Annotated in this window: 28 protein-coding genes; 6 read left to right on the top strand and 22 right to left on the bottom strand. The window is 32.5% G+C overall.

Annotation, left to right across the window (positions count from 1 at the left end; genetic code table 11):
- Positions 1-738, top strand: a 738-nt coding sequence (locus Q4566_RS16095) for an IS3 family transposase (protein ID WP_303423419.1), incomplete at its 5' end; no start/stop codon positions are given.
- A 21-nt stretch (positions 739-759) separates the two neighbouring features.
- On the opposite strand, the gene Q4566_RS16090 is transcribed toward Q4566_RS16095, so the two are convergent.
- The 8 genes from Q4566_RS16090 to Q4566_RS16055 form a co-directional block, all read right to left on the bottom strand.
- On the bottom strand, positions 760-1,068 hold the full coding sequence (locus Q4566_RS16090) for a DUF4180 domain-containing protein (RefSeq protein ID WP_303423417.1): 309 nt from the start codon (positions 1,066-1,068) through the stop codon (positions 760-762).
- An 11-nt stretch (positions 1,069-1,079) separates the two neighbouring features.
- Positions 1,080-1,493: a nuclear transport factor 2 family protein gene (locus Q4566_RS16085; RefSeq protein ID WP_303423415.1), complete on the bottom strand. Its 414-nt coding sequence runs from the start codon at positions 1,491-1,493 to the stop codon at positions 1,080-1,082.
- 127 nt (positions 1,494-1,620) lie between these two features.
- The gene (locus tag Q4566_RS16080) at positions 1,621-2,031 is read right to left on the bottom strand and encodes a DUF6157 family protein (protein WP_303423413.1); all 411 of its coding nucleotides are present in this window, start codon (positions 2,029-2,031) and stop codon (positions 1,621-1,623) included.
- Complete coding sequence (locus Q4566_RS16075; protein ID WP_303423411.1) at positions 2,031-2,384, bottom strand: nuclear transport factor 2 family protein; 354 nt, start codon at positions 2,382-2,384, stop codon at positions 2,031-2,033. The genes Q4566_RS16080 and Q4566_RS16075 overlap by 1 nt, the downstream gene beginning before the upstream one ends.
- Positions 2,385-2,465: 81 nt before the next feature.
- Positions 2,466-2,828 (bottom strand): iron chaperone, encoded by a 363-nt coding sequence (locus tag Q4566_RS16070; protein WP_303423409.1) that lies wholly within the window; start codon positions 2,826-2,828, stop codon positions 2,466-2,468.
- 2 nt (positions 2,829-2,830) lie between these two features.
- The gene (locus tag Q4566_RS16065; protein ID WP_303423408.1) at positions 2,831-3,214 is read right to left on the bottom strand and encodes a DoxX family protein; all 384 of its coding nucleotides are present in this window, start codon (positions 3,212-3,214) and stop codon (positions 2,831-2,833) included.
- Complete coding sequence (locus Q4566_RS16060) at positions 3,215-3,679, bottom strand: SRPBCC domain-containing protein (protein ID WP_303423406.1); 465 nt, start codon at positions 3,677-3,679, stop codon at positions 3,215-3,217.
- 48 nt (positions 3,680-3,727) lie between these two features.
- Positions 3,728-4,057: a helix-turn-helix transcriptional regulator gene (locus Q4566_RS16055; RefSeq protein WP_303423404.1), complete on the bottom strand. Its 330-nt coding sequence runs from the start codon at positions 4,055-4,057 to the stop codon at positions 3,728-3,730.
- Between the two features lie 79 nt (positions 4,058-4,136).
- Between Q4566_RS16055 and Q4566_RS16050 the strand changes: the two genes are divergently transcribed.
- A complete protein-coding gene (locus Q4566_RS16050; RefSeq protein ID WP_303423402.1) occupies positions 4,137-4,607 on the top strand; it encodes a DUF1330 domain-containing protein in 471 nt (156 codons plus the stop codon).
- Between the two features lie 51 nt (positions 4,608-4,658).
- Here the strand turns inward: Q4566_RS16050 and Q4566_RS16045 are convergent, their stop codons facing one another.
- The 7 genes from Q4566_RS16045 to Q4566_RS16015 form a co-directional block, all read right to left on the bottom strand.
- Positions 4,659-5,306, bottom strand: a complete 648-nt coding sequence (locus Q4566_RS16045) for a bifunctional 2-polyprenyl-6-hydroxyphenol methylase/3-demethylubiquinol 3-O-methyltransferase UbiG (RefSeq protein ID WP_303423400.1) — start codon at positions 5,304-5,306, stop codon at positions 4,659-4,661.
- Between the two features lie 27 nt (positions 5,307-5,333).
- Positions 5,334-6,056, bottom strand: a complete 723-nt coding sequence (locus Q4566_RS16040) for an SDR family oxidoreductase (protein WP_303423398.1) — start codon at positions 6,054-6,056, stop codon at positions 5,334-5,336.
- 10 nt (positions 6,057-6,066) lie between these two features.
- Complete coding sequence (locus Q4566_RS16035) at positions 6,067-6,999, bottom strand: helix-turn-helix domain-containing protein (protein ID WP_303423397.1); 933 nt, start codon at positions 6,997-6,999, stop codon at positions 6,067-6,069.
- A 67-nt stretch (positions 7,000-7,066) separates the two neighbouring features.
- Positions 7,067-7,444, bottom strand: a complete 378-nt coding sequence (locus Q4566_RS16030) for a VOC family protein (RefSeq protein WP_303423396.1) — start codon at positions 7,442-7,444, stop codon at positions 7,067-7,069.
- Positions 7,445-7,476: 32 nt separating this feature from the next.
- Positions 7,477-7,938 carry a DinB family protein gene (locus Q4566_RS16025; RefSeq protein ID WP_303423395.1) on the bottom strand — a complete coding sequence of 154 codons (462 nt, stop codon included), beginning with the start codon at positions 7,936-7,938 and terminating at the stop codon, positions 7,477-7,479.
- Positions 7,939-7,950: 12 nt separating this feature from the next.
- Positions 7,951-8,271 carry a helix-turn-helix transcriptional regulator gene (locus Q4566_RS16020; RefSeq protein WP_303423393.1) on the bottom strand — a complete coding sequence of 107 codons (321 nt, stop codon included), beginning with the start codon at positions 8,269-8,271 and terminating at the stop codon, positions 7,951-7,953.
- 1 nt (position 8,272) lies between these two features.
- Entirely contained in the window at positions 8,273-8,701 is a 429-nt protein-coding gene (locus Q4566_RS16015) for an SRPBCC domain-containing protein (protein ID WP_303423391.1), read from the bottom strand.
- 352 nt (positions 8,702-9,053) lie between these two features.
- Here Q4566_RS16015 and Q4566_RS16010 point away from each other — a divergent pair, with 352 nt between their 5' ends.
- Positions 9,054-9,833: a hypothetical protein gene (locus Q4566_RS16010; protein WP_303423389.1), complete on the top strand. Its 780-nt coding sequence runs from the start codon at positions 9,054-9,056 to the stop codon at positions 9,831-9,833.
- Between the two features lie 409 nt (positions 9,834-10,242).
- Here the strand turns inward: Q4566_RS16010 and Q4566_RS16005 are convergent, their stop codons facing one another.
- The gene (locus Q4566_RS16005) at positions 10,243-11,151 is read right to left on the bottom strand and encodes an alpha/beta hydrolase fold domain-containing protein (RefSeq protein ID WP_303423387.1); all 909 of its coding nucleotides are present in this window, start codon (positions 11,149-11,151) and stop codon (positions 10,243-10,245) included.
- Positions 11,152-11,258: 107 nt separating this feature from the next.
- Between Q4566_RS16005 and Q4566_RS16000 the strand changes: the two genes are divergently transcribed.
- Entirely contained in the window at positions 11,259-11,582 is a 324-nt protein-coding gene (locus tag Q4566_RS16000) for a helix-turn-helix domain-containing protein (protein WP_303423385.1), read from the top strand.
- A gap of 147 nt (positions 11,583-11,729) precedes the next feature.
- Here Q4566_RS16000 and Q4566_RS15995 read toward each other — a convergent pair whose 3' ends face one another.
- The 3 genes from Q4566_RS15995 to Q4566_RS15985 all read right to left on the bottom strand — a co-directional run bounded on the left by Q4566_RS15995 (position 11,730) and on the right by Q4566_RS15985 (position 13,433).
- A complete protein-coding gene (locus tag Q4566_RS15995; protein ID WP_303423382.1) occupies positions 11,730-12,218 on the bottom strand; it encodes a YdeI/OmpD-associated family protein in 489 nt (162 codons plus the stop codon).
- 88 nt (positions 12,219-12,306) lie between these two features.
- Complete coding sequence (locus Q4566_RS15990; RefSeq protein WP_303423380.1) at positions 12,307-12,723, bottom strand: VOC family protein; 417 nt, start codon at positions 12,721-12,723, stop codon at positions 12,307-12,309.
- 50 nt (positions 12,724-12,773) lie between these two features.
- The gene (locus tag Q4566_RS15985; RefSeq protein WP_303423378.1) at positions 12,774-13,433 is read right to left on the bottom strand and encodes an NAD(P)H-dependent oxidoreductase; all 660 of its coding nucleotides are present in this window, start codon (positions 13,431-13,433) and stop codon (positions 12,774-12,776) included.
- A gap of 92 nt (positions 13,434-13,525) precedes the next feature.
- On the opposite strand from Q4566_RS15985, the gene Q4566_RS15980 reads away from it, so the two are divergent.
- Entirely contained in the window at positions 13,526-13,903 is a 378-nt protein-coding gene (locus Q4566_RS15980; protein WP_303423376.1) for a helix-turn-helix domain-containing protein, read from the top strand.
- Positions 13,904-14,107: 204 nt separating this feature from the next.
- On the opposite strand, the gene Q4566_RS15975 is transcribed toward Q4566_RS15980, so the two are convergent.
- Positions 14,108-14,467 (bottom strand): helix-turn-helix domain-containing protein, encoded by a 360-nt coding sequence (locus Q4566_RS15975; RefSeq protein ID WP_303423374.1) that lies wholly within the window; start codon positions 14,465-14,467, stop codon positions 14,108-14,110.
- Positions 14,468-14,565: 98 nt separating this feature from the next.
- On the opposite strand from Q4566_RS15975, the gene Q4566_RS15970 reads away from it, so the two are divergent.
- Positions 14,566-15,081: a DoxX family protein gene (locus Q4566_RS15970; protein ID WP_303423372.1), complete on the top strand. Its 516-nt coding sequence runs from the start codon at positions 14,566-14,568 to the stop codon at positions 15,079-15,081.
- Between the two features lie 119 nt (positions 15,082-15,200).
- On the opposite strand, the gene Q4566_RS15965 is transcribed toward Q4566_RS15970, so the two are convergent.
- Together Q4566_RS15965 and Q4566_RS15960 are read right to left on the bottom strand one after the other, a co-directional pair.
- Positions 15,201-16,199, bottom strand: a complete 999-nt coding sequence (locus Q4566_RS15965; RefSeq protein WP_303423370.1) for an aldo/keto reductase — start codon at positions 16,197-16,199, stop codon at positions 15,201-15,203.
- A 92-nt stretch (positions 16,200-16,291) separates the two neighbouring features.
- Positions 16,292-16,864, bottom strand: a complete 573-nt coding sequence (locus Q4566_RS15960) for a Crp/Fnr family transcriptional regulator (RefSeq protein ID WP_368506604.1) — start codon at positions 16,862-16,864, stop codon at positions 16,292-16,294.
- Positions 16,865-16,929: the final 65 nt, after the last annotated feature.

Genomic DNA, 16,929 nt, shown 5'->3' with positions numbered 1-16,929 from the left:
ATAGAACAAGCTTTACAACAGAAAGCACAAGAACACTCAGAAGAAGGGTTTTGGAAGGCTTATGATCGCTTACGAGAGGAAGGTAATCTATGGAACCACAAACGCATGCATAGGGTCTATGTCTCGTTGGGACTTCCTTTGAGGAGAAAAATAAAGAAACGTTTACCTACACGAGTTAAAGAACCCTTGGAAGTGCCAAAAGAACTCAACCATACTTGGAGCATGGATTTTGTAACTGATGTATTAGAAAACAAAAGGCGATTCCGAGCCTTTAATATAATTGATGATTTTAACCGAGAAGCCCTTCATATAGAAATAGATTTTTCACTGACCAGTAATCGGTTAGTTTGGGTGCTTAACCACTTAATAAATAAGAAGGGAAAACCTCAGAAGATACGAATGGATAATGGTCCTGAATTTATCGCTAATATTACCAAAGAATGGAGTGAAATGCATGGAATAGACTTTAAATATATTCAACCAGGAAAACCAACTCAAAATGCTTTTATAGAACGCTTCAATGGAAGTTATAGACGAGGAGTACTAAACAAATACATATTCGAGGATCTTAATCAGGTTAGAGAACAAACCCAAATATGGATTGATGACTATAACAACCACAGGCCACATGATGCCCTAGGAAAAATTCCTCCAATTAAGTATGCAAAAATTAATTCTCTTGGGGCTAGCCCCAAGAGAATTAAAAACAGTAATTTTAAACTAGTTTTAGAAAATTAAGCAGTTCTAATATGGGGAAGCTCACATACCCTTATTACTTTCATAGATAAAGTCTTTTAGATTTTTACTCGTATAGCTTGAAAAATCGCCTACGATAATTAAAGGCATTTTATATTGAGTGAATTTTTGAAGTATATCTCCCGCTATCTTCGTTTTTAAATCAAAAAATGCTGGTGTCATATTTTTTTGATGTAAAATTATTTTATCAAAACCTTGATAATAGATGTTACCCATTAAATCCAAAGCATCTTCTGTGGTTTGGATTATAATTTCATTTGAAATGATTTCAGCAGTTTTTAATCCATTGATATTATGTTCTTCTATTTTCATCTTATTATCAATCATTGTTGACTAAGTGCCTTTGAAACGGCATAACTATCTTCAAGCAAACGATATTTTGTGATTAGGTTGTTTTCAACAATCATTACAATACAAAATAAAGAGCTTACAATCTTGCCTGTTTGCAGCATTTTAGTTGAAAACTCACCTGTAATTACTGCATTTTCATGATCAATAAGTATATTACTTATTTGTGCTGAAATAGGTTCTGTACTGCTCCATAATAAATCATAAAATTGCTCAACCTCTTTTCTACTGCTTCTTTTTCCAAGCCATGGTGCTTTAGTTTCGTCACCTGGTATAAACCAATCCACTTCATTAGAAAAAAGTTTGGTGATTTGGTTTAAGTTTCTTATTGAAAGAAATTTGAGAAAGTTTTCAATAGTTGCTTGTGTTTGTGATGTGAGTTCAGTCATAATTGAGTGTTGTGTGTTAAATCTCATTTAGTTTTGTCTGCTCTTTAGTGAGTAGTTTTATTTGAGCAGTTGGAACTTTTTGGTCAGACATTGTTTGCGGTACATTGTTTTTGAGTTTTAGCTATAATCATTTTTTTGAGCGTATTGCTTTTATTTTTTTCAAATTCTTGTCGGCAGTGTACTTTTCGTATTCAGGTGTTTCCATTCCATAAATTGCAATTTTCCCATTACTGTCAAAATGAATTCCGAAGCCATACCTTTTGGGTAAAGATGAAGCTCTTAAACAAGCTTGTCCCTTTGAGAAAAGTTGTTCCCTTGCTTGTTTATATTCAGCTTTAGTCAAATCATTTCGATCTGTAAAAACCTGAAACAATATATCGTCAGAAGTATATTTGTATGGATTTTTTACTATCAATTCATACTGCATTTCTGCAATAGTCTTCTTTTCTTTAGTTGGTGGTTTTGTCCCGCTGTCTGCTTTGGTGTCTTCTGCTACTTCGATAAAAGTGTCAAAATAATTTGTAGTATGAACCTTCATTATCCCAAATTGTAAAAGTGATTTTCCTGAATGATTTTACCTTCCTTCCATCTCTGAACCGACATTTGTTTGTAATCAAGTTTCCCAAATATTTTATTCGTAAAGACGTAGTGCCAATGAGCAACCGATAAATTTTCTTCAACAATAGTCGAAAGCAATTCGAGTTTTTCAACTTCTGAATTAGCAATAAAATTCTCAACCAATTTTCTAAAATTTTCTATGCCTTTTGTCGGTTCACTATTGTTGTCTGTTGAAATGATGTTTGGGTCGTAAAATTTGTCAACCGCTTCAATGAACTTGTTCTTTTGAATCAAAGAATAAAACTCTTCTACCGTGTCTTTGAAATTTTTCATTTTATTTGTTTTAGATTGATAATTTAGGTGTAAAAAATTGGTGTGGATTAATTAAAAGGATAATCCATATTCTTGTCAAAATTAGTTCTTGGATTCATTTAATTTAGCCTGTTCTTGAATCAGTTGCTTAAATTCTACTTCTGGAACTTCTTGATTAAACTTTATCTGAATGGTCTTTTTACCTGTTTTATATCCTTTTTCTTCTAAAATTTCACGCATTTCTTCGGTTAATGAATCGATACCAAAGCTCACGTGTTTTTTAGCTAAAGAAAAACCAGCAAGAATTCCGTTGTATTTATAAATGGGCACATTCCAACTTATTCCACTTTCTGCATTTGACGCTGTGGTTTCAATGAGCTTTTTGAGTTTGATCATTACTTCTTGTGCTTCCTCTGGAGACAAATCAATAAACTCATCTACAGTTTTTGGTTTTAAATCAGCCATATCTATTGTTTTTCTAATTTTCTGTTTGCAGGTCTAAAATACCAAGAAACAATTGTAAGAACTAAAAGTAAGGTAGGACCAAAAAGCGTTATTAATTCATCTCCAACTGCTACATGTGAAATAATAGCACCCGACATTACAAAGAAAAACCCTGCATACGCCCACTCTTTAAGTAATGGGAATTTAGGAATTAAGATGGTTATAACTCCCAGAATTTTCCATATCCCTAGAATACTTAGCAAATACATAGGATACCCTAATAGTTCCATACTTTGAATATTCTCTTCTAATTGTAACAATTGTACAATTCCGGTAGATAACATTCCTAAAGAAAGCCAAATGGTTGCAATCCAATAGATTATTTTGTTTCTTTTATTCGTTTTCATTTATTTTAAGCTTGTTAGTATTTGTTCTAATTTATCGTGAGCCATATTTAAACCATAAGCAAATGGTAATTTTAGTTGCTCAGCTCGGTGTTTTTCTGATTTATAGATTATCTGAATGGTTAATTTGCTTTTGTCTGCCGTAACTTTTTCAAAATTCAAAAACTCCAATTGTACACCTATGGGCATATTTTCCATTTCAAAAGTTCGTACTATTTCTTGGTTCGGAATAAGCTTGTGTATGGTTCCATTTGCCTTAAACATGACATTTCCTTCGTGTGAGGTTTCGAACTCATAACTCCCGTGATTTTTGTTTTCTAGCTTTAGTACGTTGGTCCCCATCCATTGTGCTATAAATTCAGCCTCGGTATAGGCTTTATATACCAATTCTACTGGAAGGTCAAAAGCTCTGGTAATGGTTAGCTCTTGCTTACCTTCTTGGGCATCAATTTTTGTTTTCTGTTCCATTGTTTATTTTGTATTTGATTGATGTTTTTTACTAATTTCTTATTCACTTTATTTTTTATTTTCGTGAATCTTCGATTTCATAACAGCTTCTAAGGTATTGAAACGGTCATCCCACATTTTTCTAAAAGGCTCGATAAAATCAGCTATTTCCTTCATTCCTTTTGGATTTAATTGATAGTAAATCTCTCTTCCTTTTTGTTCCTGTTCCAAAATTTCACATTCGGTAAGAATTTGAATGTGTTTGGAAATGGTTTGTCTGGAATAGTCGAAGTTTTCGGCAATAGCACTTGGTGTCATTGCACTTGCTGCGACCAATGTGATAATAGTTCTTCTTGTTGGGTCGGCTATGGCTTGAAAAACGTCTCTTCTTAATTTCATTACGCAGTTATTTGACTGTAAATATATATGCAGTTATTTGATTGCGCAAATTTTTTAAATAAAAATATGCTTTGAAAAAATGTATTCCATTAAATTAGATGACAAAAAAATGAATAGTGTTATGGAAATATTTTTGGAAGCGACTCCAGATGCAGGTAAACAGTTTTATCAAAATTTTAAAGGTAAAGGGGAAATTGTAATGCTTAATTTGTTAAAATTTAAAGAAATAGCTGACTATACCAATTTAGAACATCTAAGACCCGAACAAGAAATTAGTGGAGAAGAAGCTTATCAGTTATACCTTCATACTACTAAACCACAATTTCAAAAAGCAGGTAGTAAAATTGTATATTATGGAAAGGGAAGGGATTTTTTAATTGGTCCTGAAACTGAAAAATGGGATGCTGTTTTATTGGTTAAACATCAATCAGTTTTAAAATTTATGGAATTTGCACAAAGTGAGGATTATCTAAAAAATGCAGGTCACCGTAAGGCTGCTCTTAAAGATTCACGACTGTTACCAACTACAGAAATGAAAGACCAATTGTAGAATGGTGTAATCTTCCCCGAAAAAGGGGAAGCCTACAATCTCTTTTGCTAATTAATCTGTAAGTTCATTGTGATGTTTCTGAAAAAGTATTGTTAGAATTCTAGGAATATTCGTTCTATTGTCTTCATCAAAATACTCTTCCATCAACACAATTTTAAAACCGTTTGTTGATGCTGCATTGCAATAGTCAGAGAGGTGATGCGTAAAACAAGTTACCATTTGTACTCCACTTTCTGTCTCAAAGCGGGCTTTACTACCGCTATATTGTTTAAACGGGTGTAACTCACTCAAATACACATATCCATTGGGTGTAATAACTTTACTTAATTTTTCAAAGATACTATTCAAGTTTTCAATATGCTCTAGTACCAAACTAAACGTTGCTAGATCAAATTTTTCTTGATTTGCAAAATCCCAATTCTTGTTAATATCCGCTTGTATAAATTTTACTTTTTCAGAAAGAATTTTGCTTTTGGCTTTTGCTAACATAGCTTCAGAAAAATCCACTGACACTATATTGTTTCCTTTTGTATGCAACCATGTCGTATTTTTGCCTGTACCACAACCAATTTCCAGGCAATTTGTAAAACTGATATTAGAGAGAGTGTTTTTTAAAGCAACACCCTCAAGATCTCTTGTTTTGTTGTTATTACTGTCATATTGGCTTGCCCAAATATTGTATGCTTCTCTAACTTCCATTTTTCTAACGTTTTATTCTTTTATATTTTACCAAGGCATTTCTCCATCTGAATTCAAAAATTTCCCAGTTGGCCCATCATTTCCAGTAGTCGCATACTTTACAATAACTCCAGCTGTTTCTTCTGGATTTTTATCGCCTCTATGATTATTAAAATCGGTGGCTGTATGTCCTGGATTTACGGCATTTACTTTTATATTAGTTTCTTTAAGTCCGAAAGCCAACATAATCGTGTAACTGTTTAAAGCAGTTTTAGAAACGCTATATCCTGCGGATTTGAACGGATAATATTTCCAAGTCGGGTCATTATGAAGTGTCAGCGAAGCAAGGTCGCTCGTAACATTTACAATTCGTCCTGCTTCTGACTTTTGAAGCAATGGCAACAATTCTTGAGTAACTTCTATGGTACCGAAAAAATTGGTGTTGAATATGGTGCGGATTTCTTCCACATTTGTCGATACCGCAGGTTGTGGAACCGTTCCTAAAATTCCGGCATTGTTGACTAAAATATCGAGAAGTCCGAATTTTGATTCGATGGTGTTTTTTGCCTTTTTAATCGTCTTGGATTTTGTCAGGTCGATTTCTATTACCTCTGTGTTTTTAAGTCCATTTTTGTGAAGTTCGTTAACTGCTTTTTGACCTAAGTCTAAGTTGCGGCAACCTAAATAAACGTAATGCCCTAATTCGGCTAATTTTTTAGCCGTTTCAAATCCTATTCCTTTGTTTGCTCCTGTGACTAATGCGATTTTCATTGTCTTATTTTTATTTGTGAGCCACAAAGGTTGTCATTGGGTTTTCTATTGCGTTGGTCAAATCACTTTTATGACCCGACAAATCTTGAATATTTTCCACAAATTCGGTAATGCTTTTCCCTGTTTTCTTTTTAAAAAGTTTAGAAAAATAAGCAGGATCGGAAAACCCCAATTCAAAAGCTAATTCCTTTACCGAAGTTTCAGCGTAATACAATTTTCGTTGCGCTTCTAAAATCAATCGATTTGTAATAAATTCTTTAGGGGAAAGTCCTGAATACTTTTTTACAATGTTATAAAGGTAATTGCTTGTAACAGCTAATTTAACAGCAATACTCTGAATACTATTTTGTTCCGTCAATTCTGTTTCCACAATATGTTTGAACTCGATAAATTTTGAAATATTACTATTGGTAGAAATATCTTCTTTGGTGTTTATAAAATAGGAATGATTACATTCTGTAAGCAACGTATTTAGGTTTGCAAGAATTAATTGTGTGTTATTGTTTTCGGTTTGCAAGAGTTGAGCTAGCATTTCAAAAATCATTTTTACCCGTTGTATGGCATCTTTATCTAAAGTGATTACTTGTTGTTTATTTAGTGGATTGATTAAAAACAGCAAAGGTTTGGGAAGTAGTGACAGACAAGTATTATCAAAAGCAAGTTTAAAATATTCAATATCATTTTTCTTTGCAGGCAACAAGTGTATTTGGTGCGGTAAAATAAATAGAATTTGACCTGCCGCAATGGTTGTTTCTAGTAAATCAACGGAATGTGTTGACTGACCTTTTATGAGAAAAACAAAAAAATAATGCTGCTTACGGTGTGGTTTTAAAAGTTTCTGATAAACTTCCTTTGGTAATTGAACACTATTATTTGAGCTAACTCTTATGGTCAACTTGTCGTGCTGTGTTACATTTTCGAGTATGTCTTTTGTGTCAATCATTGTATTTTTACAAATCACTAATAGATTTATGGTCGATGGCGTTTTTTAAGTTGTCTAGCGTTACAAATTAATTCTGTGCTATTTCAATTATGTTTCCTTCAATGTCCGTGAAGTAAAAAAAGAGTCCGCCAAAAGGTGGTTCTGTGGGTTCTTTTAATATTTTTACTTTGTTTTTTAGTTGGTCATACAATTTTAAAACTTCTTCTTTACTATTTACATTGTAGCCAATTGTCACAGAACGAAAACCTTCTCCTTTATGGTCAATTCCAATAAAATCAGCAAGCATTTTCTTGTCGCAAATGCTCAATAAAAAACCATTGAGCTTATAAAATGCTATGTCTTTGTTTTCTGCAACTGTTGTCCAACCTAAAACTTTGCTATAAAAGTTTTTCATTGCGTTTAGGTCATCTGCTCCAATAGTTAATACACTTATTCTTTGTTCCATTTATTGATTTTGTAATTACTGTTTATATTAGGCTATTCATTGTTTTTCTTGAACTTTTTTCCTTTTACAATCGCAGAAGATATTTGTCCGCAATGATGCGTATTATGATTAAGTAGAATTGAAAATAGTTTTATTCGTGCTATTTTACCAAACCAAGTTGTCTCAATTTCTTCAAGCCATTCTTGGTCTGAGGTATTGGCAATTAATTTATCAAGCGTATTATAGCCATTTTCAAAATACATTCTACTAGTTTCAAGGTCAAACTCAGTTTCTGTATCTTTTTTCCCTATGGTTGTTCCTTCTATATCAGTATTGTGACCAAAGAATTGTCCAATTAAATTTGTTGTTTCACCGATATGTCTATAAATAAACCCTACAGAGGCTGTTTCCGCTGTTAAGCGATAAGCTGAGTTCTCAGTGTTTATATTTTTACAGAAATGAGAACAGTCCTTTTTGTTTTGTTCAAATAATTGTGATAGAATTTCGTTTTGCATTTCTAAGGTATTTTAGTCTTTTTTAGTATTTAAAATAGTTTCCAAATTTTGGAGTTTACTATTCCAAAATTCATCAAAATGGTTAATCCAAGCTTTTAGCTCATTAAATCCTTGCTGATTTAAAATACAATGTCTTTCCCTGCCTATTTCTTGAATTGATATAAAGCCTGCTGATTGCAATATTTTAATATGTTTTGATACGGCCGGTCTGCTCATTTCAAAATTTTCTGCTAAAGCATTTATATTATAGGTGTTTTTGGTAAGCATATCCAAAATTTGCCTACGGCTTGGGTCTGCAATTACCTGAAAGGCATCAAGAGTGGGTATTGACATATTAGTGCGGGGTTAAATTCGTAAACATTTTTTGAATGTTTTTGTCCCAACCATCAAACATGGCAGTAAGAATAGAGCTATTCTCTTCTTTAAATCCGCTGTGAACAAGGGTTAATTCAGTTCCATGATCTTTAGTTTCTAAAGTCCACTCCACAATGGTTTCAAGTGTTGGATTATTTTTGCTCAAACCACCGTTCCAACTATAAACAAGTTTTTTTAAAGGAACAATTTCTAAAACTTTGCAATAAAAGGTTCCGTCAAGGTTTAAGCTTGGAATTGGATTCGTTGTAAACTTAAATTCATATCCCAATTTTAGCTTAAAATCATTGGGCATCAACCATTTTTCTATTAACTCCGACTTTGTGAGATATTCCCAAATTTCTTCGGGAGATTGATTATAAAACCATTGGTGTTTAATTTCTGTTTTCATTGTTATGTAACTTTAAGGTTACGTAAATATATAAGTAACTTTCAGGTTACGCAATGTTTTTTTAGAAAAATTTTTATCTTCTCGATTTTAGGTGCCAGCAACCATTACGCTTATACAATGTTATGTGCATACTCTTTTTTGTTGATTTAGAAATATTTTTTTAATTTTGTCGCTATGAGAATGACCGTAATGCTATAATATTCCTTTCAAGCTTAGTCTTAAGCAATACGCTTTATTTATACAAAGCGTGGTTTTCTATTATTCACTCATTTTATTAAAAATCTTAAAACCAAGCCCTACTTGTTCACAGGATTTGTTTCTGTATGTGGTTGGTTTTTTAAACAAAAAAAATATGTCAGATATACTAAGTAAAAAGGAAATTGAGCATTTTATCCATAACGGTTTTATTCGTCTTGATAATTCATTTTCCAAGGAAACAGCAGATGCTGCTTTAGATATTCTATGGAATGACCTTCCTTGCGACAGGTCAAACCCTTCAACTTGGATTGAGCCTGTAATTCGTTTGGGAATGTACACAAATGAACCATTTGTTAATTCAGTAAATACTCCAAAGTTACATAACGCTTTTAATCAGTTAATAGGTAAAGACAAATGGATTCCTTGTCGGAACGTAGGAACATTCCCTGTCAGATTTCCATCTAGCCAACAACCTAATGATACTGGTAAACACGTAGATGCAAGTTTTCCGGGAAATGACCCGAATAATTTTCTTGAATGGCGTGTTAATGTCAAATCGAAAGGAAGAGCACTATTAATGTTGATTCTGTATTCAGATGTCAGCGAAAATGATGCTCCGACAATCATTTATGAGGGTTCGCATATTGATGTTGCAAGCGTATTATATAAAGAGGGAGATTCAGGTATTTCTTTTATGGAACTTGCAGGCAAGTTAGACGAGTTGCCCAAAAGAAAAGAAGTGTTTGCAACTGGTAAAGCGGGTACAGTTTACTTATGCCATCCGTTTTTGGTTCATTCAGGACAACCACACAGGGGAAGTACGCCTAAATTTATGGCACAACCACCTTTGTTGTTAAGGGGCGAATTGTCTATTTCAGATTCTGATATCGGATATTCCCCCGTTGAAAAGGCTATTCGCTTAGGAATAGATTAGCCATAAAAATAGTCATATTAAAAGAGGTTGTTTTTTAGCAACCTCTTTCTTTTTAAGGTTAGTATATCTTGAAAAGTAGGCGGTTGCGAAGTACAGAACTTTCCGAAAAGCACAAAGCTTGATAGAAGTAAAAACCCTTGAATTTAGTGATATTTCGCCTATTATTTATATATATATTTGTTAGCCGTTCGTTGCTTTATTCATCAAGTCTTATCATACAGGTTACAACTTCTTTGTCAGTTGCATACTGCTCTACGCAATACCCTTTTGGGTCAAGATTCGGTTTTTTAAGCAGTTGTTGAAATGCCCTGTCTATACTCATTACATCTTTTCTAAAATCATTCCAAAACTCATACAAACAGACATTACGATTGAGACGGTAAGATTAATACAAAATTTAGCTTGACGTTCAGTTAGTTTCATTATCCAAAAAATTAGATATTTCGGTAAACAAACTCTTTGTTGACTTCGAATTAATATCGGTTAAAGGCCAAACGTGTGTAACATTTTCAAATTCCAATAGAAAAGATTTTGACTGAACATTTTTTAATTTTTTATTAAAATCTTTACTGTCTTGCAACAAAACTTCATTTTTTCCAACTGCAACCAAATTTGGTGGAAAACTTGGAAAAGATAAATTTGAAGGACTTACATTCTTTAAATCTGAATTTCCGATATATAAGTTGGCATATTTAACCAACTCTTCTTTCTTTATAATGGGGTCATTTTCTTTGTTAAAAAAATAGCTTTCTGAATTGCAATAAAGATTTAACCAAGGTGAAATAAAAATCACACCATTAGGCTTCTGAATTTTCTTGTTTTGTAGTTTGCCCATAGATGAAAGAATGATACCACATCCAGCACTATCGCCACAGACAAATATTTTTTTATTTTCATTTTTAGATTTTAGTCCCTTATAAACTTCAAAAAAATCATTGACACCATTAGGAAAAGGATTTTCAGGAGCTAATGCATATTCGACAAAGATAATTTTTGTTTGGGTAGTTTTAGCTAAATGTGTCATCATTGCTTTATGCGACTCAATTCCACCAAGAGCGAAAGAACCACCATGAGCATATAACACTAACCTTTTATTATTAATATTTGGAGGAGTAAAAGAATAACATACTATTCCAGAAATGATTTCTTGACCTTGTTGAACTTCAACATCAGGTTTATAAATTTTACCCAATCCATTAAAAAATTCTCGTGTACTTTTAAGTTCTTCTGTAGAAATAATTTTATCCATTTTCTTTGTTTTCTTAACTGCACAACTCACAGTTGTTATGATTATAATTAGTAAAATTAATTTTTTCATATTTTTGTTTGTAAAATAAATATATTAACTTCATATTTACAAGTAGTTATAATTTTATGAATTAGTAACATAATATGTAGTTTTATTGATTATCAATTATATATGTAATGAAAAAAAATAAAATAATTTGTCCAGTTGACTATTCTATTGATTTGCTGTCTAAAAAATGGACGTTACCAATTATTTATGCTTTGGTACAAAAAAGCCCTAAAAGATTTAAGGAATTGGAACGTGAAATAATCGGAATTTCGCCTAATATACTTTCAACAAGACTTAAAGAATTGGAACACAATTATCTTATTACAAGAGAAGTTTTTCCAACTATTCCACCAACAGTTGAATATGGACTGACTAAACACGCAGATGGACTAAAGCCTGTAATTAACGAACTTGAAAATTTTGGATTATACCATCAGAAAATAAAGAAATAACTACTACCAACACCAGCTAAACTTAATGCGAGTTACTAAGTCGCAAAATCTTGTTGATTTGGCTTTGTGAAAACCAAAGAAACAAAACCAAACAAAAAGCTTCGGCTTAGTCCGTGTTCGAAAAAATAGCTAACAAAGAAATAGAAATCAAGGTTTATCTCTTCCAATAAAACGTTCCTTACCTAACAAAAAGTTGATAGCTCTTGTTATGTTATAATCAACACTTTTTTCTGTTTTCAGATATGCAATATACCTTACTATTTCTTTTCGTAGGGAAGGAGATATTTTATCAAATTTAATTTTAGCTTCTTTATTCTTATTTAGAGCTTCTATCAATTTTGGATGGGGAACAATGGTTCTATCTACTGGGTCATATTCAATAGTCAAGGCAATAGTTTCACCAATACGTTTTGGAGAATCTTTAAGCATTGTTGTATTGATGTAGAGTCGCCACAAACCACTGTATTTTAGCAAGGTTTGAGTGTACGGTTGTTTATTAACAGTTCCTTTGATTGGAATGTGTCCTTTGTTTTTACCCGCTTGCACAAAAATTTGTTGTAAAATAGTTTCAGGGATTTGTACATAAGGATTGATTCCTATGATTTCTATAATTGCTGTAAAAGAATGACTTTTCATTTTATATTAGAATATTAGTTGTTAGTATCCTTATGTGAATAATTTTCGGGTAAACTAACTATGGTTTTCCATCTTTCATTTCCATTTCCTAATCTCTTTTTTTCAAAGTTTCTAAATAGTGTTTATTGGTCATGATTCCGAGAACGTTTCCAAATGGGTCGATTACAGAAGTGGTTACAAAAACCATTTTTCCACCACTTCTGTCAATAATTGGTTCAAATAATTTAGCTCCTTTAGAAATCAGTAAATCGAGTGTTTTTTCTAATTCGTCAACGTGCCAATAGGCGATTGCTCCACCAACTTCTTTCGTTGAATTCTTCGGTGCATATTTACCGTCAATAATTCCGAGTTCGTGCTGATCATCTCCAAGTCGAAATTCCGAATAGCCTGGTACATTAAAATAAGGTTCCATTCCCAAAATTTCGCTGTACCATTTTTTTGCTTCTTCGTGGTTGTCTGCATAAAAACTGATGGTGGCAAGTCCTCGTAATTTGATATTTTCCATTCCTATTTTTTTATGAATTAATTCTGGTTATTCATTTATTTTCGGTTTACTCAATTATTATTCGCAGCAAATTCTATTTCAATTTTTGTTAGCCTGTCAGACCAATTCTTTAGTATGTTTTTTCTTTCTTCTTCAGTTAATCGTTCTGTTGAATATATGACTTCTGGTTTTAAAGCTTTAAAACCAAGAAATTCAAAAATACCACGATGTATAGGAAATAAAATTGAATTTATATCTCCATATTTATCGGCTGTATAATTATTTCTAGGTCCGCCAGTTGTTAAGGACATAAGGGCTCTTTTTCCAACCGAATAGCCATTTTCATAAATTCTTCCATTGTCATAAAATTTTCCCATCGTGAAAACTTTATCAACCCAACCTTTTAATATTGCTGGGACTGAAAACCAATATAATGGAAAATGCCAAATCATTATGTCGCACCATTCTACTTTTTCTTGTTCTAACACAATATCATCTAAAAAAGTATTATTCTTTACGGCAAATAACTCTTCTGTTTGTTGTTTAAAGAAATTAGGGTTTTCCAATTTACTAAAGTTATCTTTTCCGCTCACAGGCTGAAAATTCATTTTATACAAATCAGAGGACTTTACTTCATGACCAACGTTTTCTAATGTATTAATTGTTGTATTAAACAAGGATGCGTTGAAACTTTTTTCTTCGGGATGTGCAAGAATTACAAGAATTTTCATTTTTATACTATATTTATTTTAGTTACAAAACTAATTTTAGTAATTTTCTTCTGCAATACCTATCAATATGGATAGGTTTAAATAAGTTAAAAATGAATACAGAATGTATTGGTGATTGTGTAAAATTAAAAGGAAAAGTGTATCCCTGTACCATTAGTCTTACCTTAGATTTGGTGGGTGGAAAATGGAAAGCCGTAATACTTTACCATTTAAAAGATGAAGCAAAAAGATATAATGAACTTCGTAAGGAAATGCCTATTATTACAGAAATGACGTTAAGTTTACAGCTAAAAAAATTAGAGAAAGACGGCTTGGTATCAAGGAAGGTTTATGGAAAAAAGCCGCCTATAAAAGTTATTTACAGTTTAACCGATTTAGGAAAAAGTTTCGTTCCGGTTTTAGTAGCAATTACGGAATGGGGGAATCAGGTTGTTAGTGAAAATGGGGAATTTTTGAATAATTTGTCATAGAGATAGCTTTATTACTATCTGTTTTTCCCAATAAAGAATGATAGTAATTATTTTTTGATAATTTTAGTTTCTATCCTAAAGACTACTTGCTCTTCATTATTGAGACAATACTTTCTAAGTCATTTTTTCGGCTTATTGCTATCGATTTGTGTAAGGCGAGTAAGTGTGCTTTGTGGTGTCATAGTTAACCAAAACTTTATTATACTAACTATAGTTTTCTTTGTAATTCATTCTTCCCCATTTTGATAATTCATTCAGGATATTTTCTAGTGATTTACCTTTTTCTGAAAGTTTATATTCGACCCTTGGTGGCACTTCAGGATATGCAATTCTTTCTACTAGGTTATCAGCTTGTAATTCTTTTAGTTGAGAAATCAGCATTCTTTCAGAAATCCCTTCGATTTTTCGCTTTAACTCACCATATCTCAGTTTTTTATTAGCCAATAGATACCCTATTATACTTAATTTCCATCTCCCGCTAAGTATGGCTATGGCGTAAGCCATTCCGCAGCTTGATTCTAAATTTTCTTTATTTAGCGTATTTGTTGAATTTTCTTTTCTCATTTCTTACTTTAATGTTAGTACATACAATTTTGTAGGTACTTGCTCAATTCAAAAGTACTGAGTTTCTTTGTAAAAGAAAATTTAAAACATAAAAAATAATGAGAAAAATATTTATTACAAGAGAGTATCTTGATAATTACAGTTCAAAGGGAATATTGATATTAAGGTTGGTTGCAGGCTTTACTTTATTTATGCACGGCTTTCCAAAGGTTTTTTTCCCAACATCCTGGATGGGTGATTCCATTCCGGGGTTACTTCAACTATGTGCTGTGTTTTTTGAGGTAATTGGTGGTTTGGTACTTATTTTTGGTTTTTTTGTTCCTATTGCTTCTTTAGGTATTGGAATTACAATGGCAGTTGCTGTTGTTTTTCATATTACATCTTCAGATCCGTTATTAAGATTGACTGTTAGAGGTACTTCCGAAGGAATTGGTTCTAAATATTTATTTTTCCCTGAATGGTTCGTTTTAGCTGATGGCAGAAGTGCTTTTGGTTCAGGTTCTTCCGAACTCGCTTTGTTATTTCTGACTATCTCAGCTTGTCTATTTTTTACTGGGGCTGGAAAATATTCTTTAGATTATTATTCTGGTAGAGTTAGAAAAATCACTCTCTAAGACATTATACCTAATAACAGGTGTTTAGAAGGAACTTTAAACTAAAATGACGGCACACAAAGCCGTCATTTTTTACTATGCAAAACATAATTCCTTATTAAATAAGTATGAAATTATATTTACCTTTCTCCCACCCAATGCGGATAAATTAGTTGTTGTTTAGAAATTTCGTTAAGTTGTTTTATATGCTCTTCTGATAAATGCCATCCTACAGAATCCAAGTTTGAGAGTAGCTGTTTTTCATTTCTTGCTCCAATAACTATATTAGAAACACTTTTATTTTGAAGTACCCAATTGATCGCAATTTGTGGTATAGATTTTCCAATTTCATTACTAATTTTTTCCAAAACATCCACTACATTAAATAAGAATTCATCATCAACTGGTGGAGCCCCAATATCTCCACCAGACTTTATCCTACCACTTTTCATTTCCATTCCTCTTTTTATTTTCCCTGTCAATCTTCCCCAACCTAATGGACTCCACGCCATCAATCCCATATTTTGGTCTTCCAAAAGGGGCATTAATTCTTGTTCGTAATCCCTACCGATTAGCGAATAATAGCCTTGATAAACAATATATTTTTCCAAATTTAACTTCTCTGAAATAGAAAGTGATTTCATCAATTGCCAAGAAGCAAAATTTGAGCATCCTATATATCTTACTTTTCCACTTTTTACCATATTATCAAGAGTTCTTAATGTTTCTTCAATAGGTGTGTTTTGGTCGAAACCATGCATTAAAAACAAATCGATATAATCTGTATTCAATCGTTTTAAACTATCGTCAAGCGCATTCATTAAGTGATATCGAGACGAGCCTTTTTCATTGGGATGCTCGCCCATTTGAAAAGTAGCCTTGGTAGAAATGATTGTTTTATCTCTTTTGGCTTTCAATGCTTTACCTAAAACAATTTCTGAGTCGCCATTAGAATAGACATTGGCTGTATCAAAAAAGTTGACTCCTCTTTCAATACAAATGTCAATAAGTCTAGTAGCTTCTTTTACATCTGTTTGACCCCAACGCTGAAAAAATTCGTTGGTTCCTCCAAAAGTACCTGTTCCAAGGCTTAATATAGGTACTTTTAATCCTGAATTTCCTAAATTTCTGTATTCCATTATTTCTATTGTTTTTCTATTCAGCAAAGTTGAAATATGAAAAGCTCAAATCACAGGAGGATTATCACAGATATGATGTGAGAAATGTCACACTAAGCATGCAGGAGACGACTAAGTGTTTCTCTAGAAACGCCTAAGTATGAAGCAATCATAGTTTTAGGAATGCGCTGAATCAAATCAGGATATTGTTCCAATAAATAATGATACCGGTCGCTTGCTTTACTGCTGATCAGGCACATTATCCTTCTTTGTAAGGCGATGTATCCAGCAGTTGTTTTCTTACGAAAGAAGTATTCCATTTTTTGCAAATCACGACACATTCTTTCCTTATTCTCAAGTGTTAGAGCAAAAACACTAGTGTCTTCTAAGCAATCTATAGACATGCTTGCTTTAGTACTATTATGAAAAGCTTCGGAATCGGTGATCCACCAGTTTTCCATGGCAAAATGCATGATGTGCTCTTTACCTTCATGAGTGATCTGAGCGGCCTTCATCAATCCTTTGGCCACAAAGTACTCCTCTCGTACATCATCTCCTTGTTGAATAATGAGATGATGTTTTTTAAACACCTTTGGTTTGAAATATAATAGTACGTGTTCAAACTCGTCATCAGTGAGCGTGATGGTTTGTTCTATGTGATACCTAAGTTTTATTTCCAATCTCATAACTGATAAATTTACGTTTAGACCGATTAAAGTTATTTAATTTTGAGGAGTATATTAATTGATTT

The organism is Tamlana sp. 2_MG-2023, assembly GCF_030548465.1.
Classification (GTDB): domain Bacteria; phylum Bacteroidota; class Bacteroidia; order Flavobacteriales; family Flavobacteriaceae; genus Pseudotamlana.
Note: the sequence above shows the minus strand (reverse complement) of the source record. Positions and strands in the feature narration are given on the sequence as shown.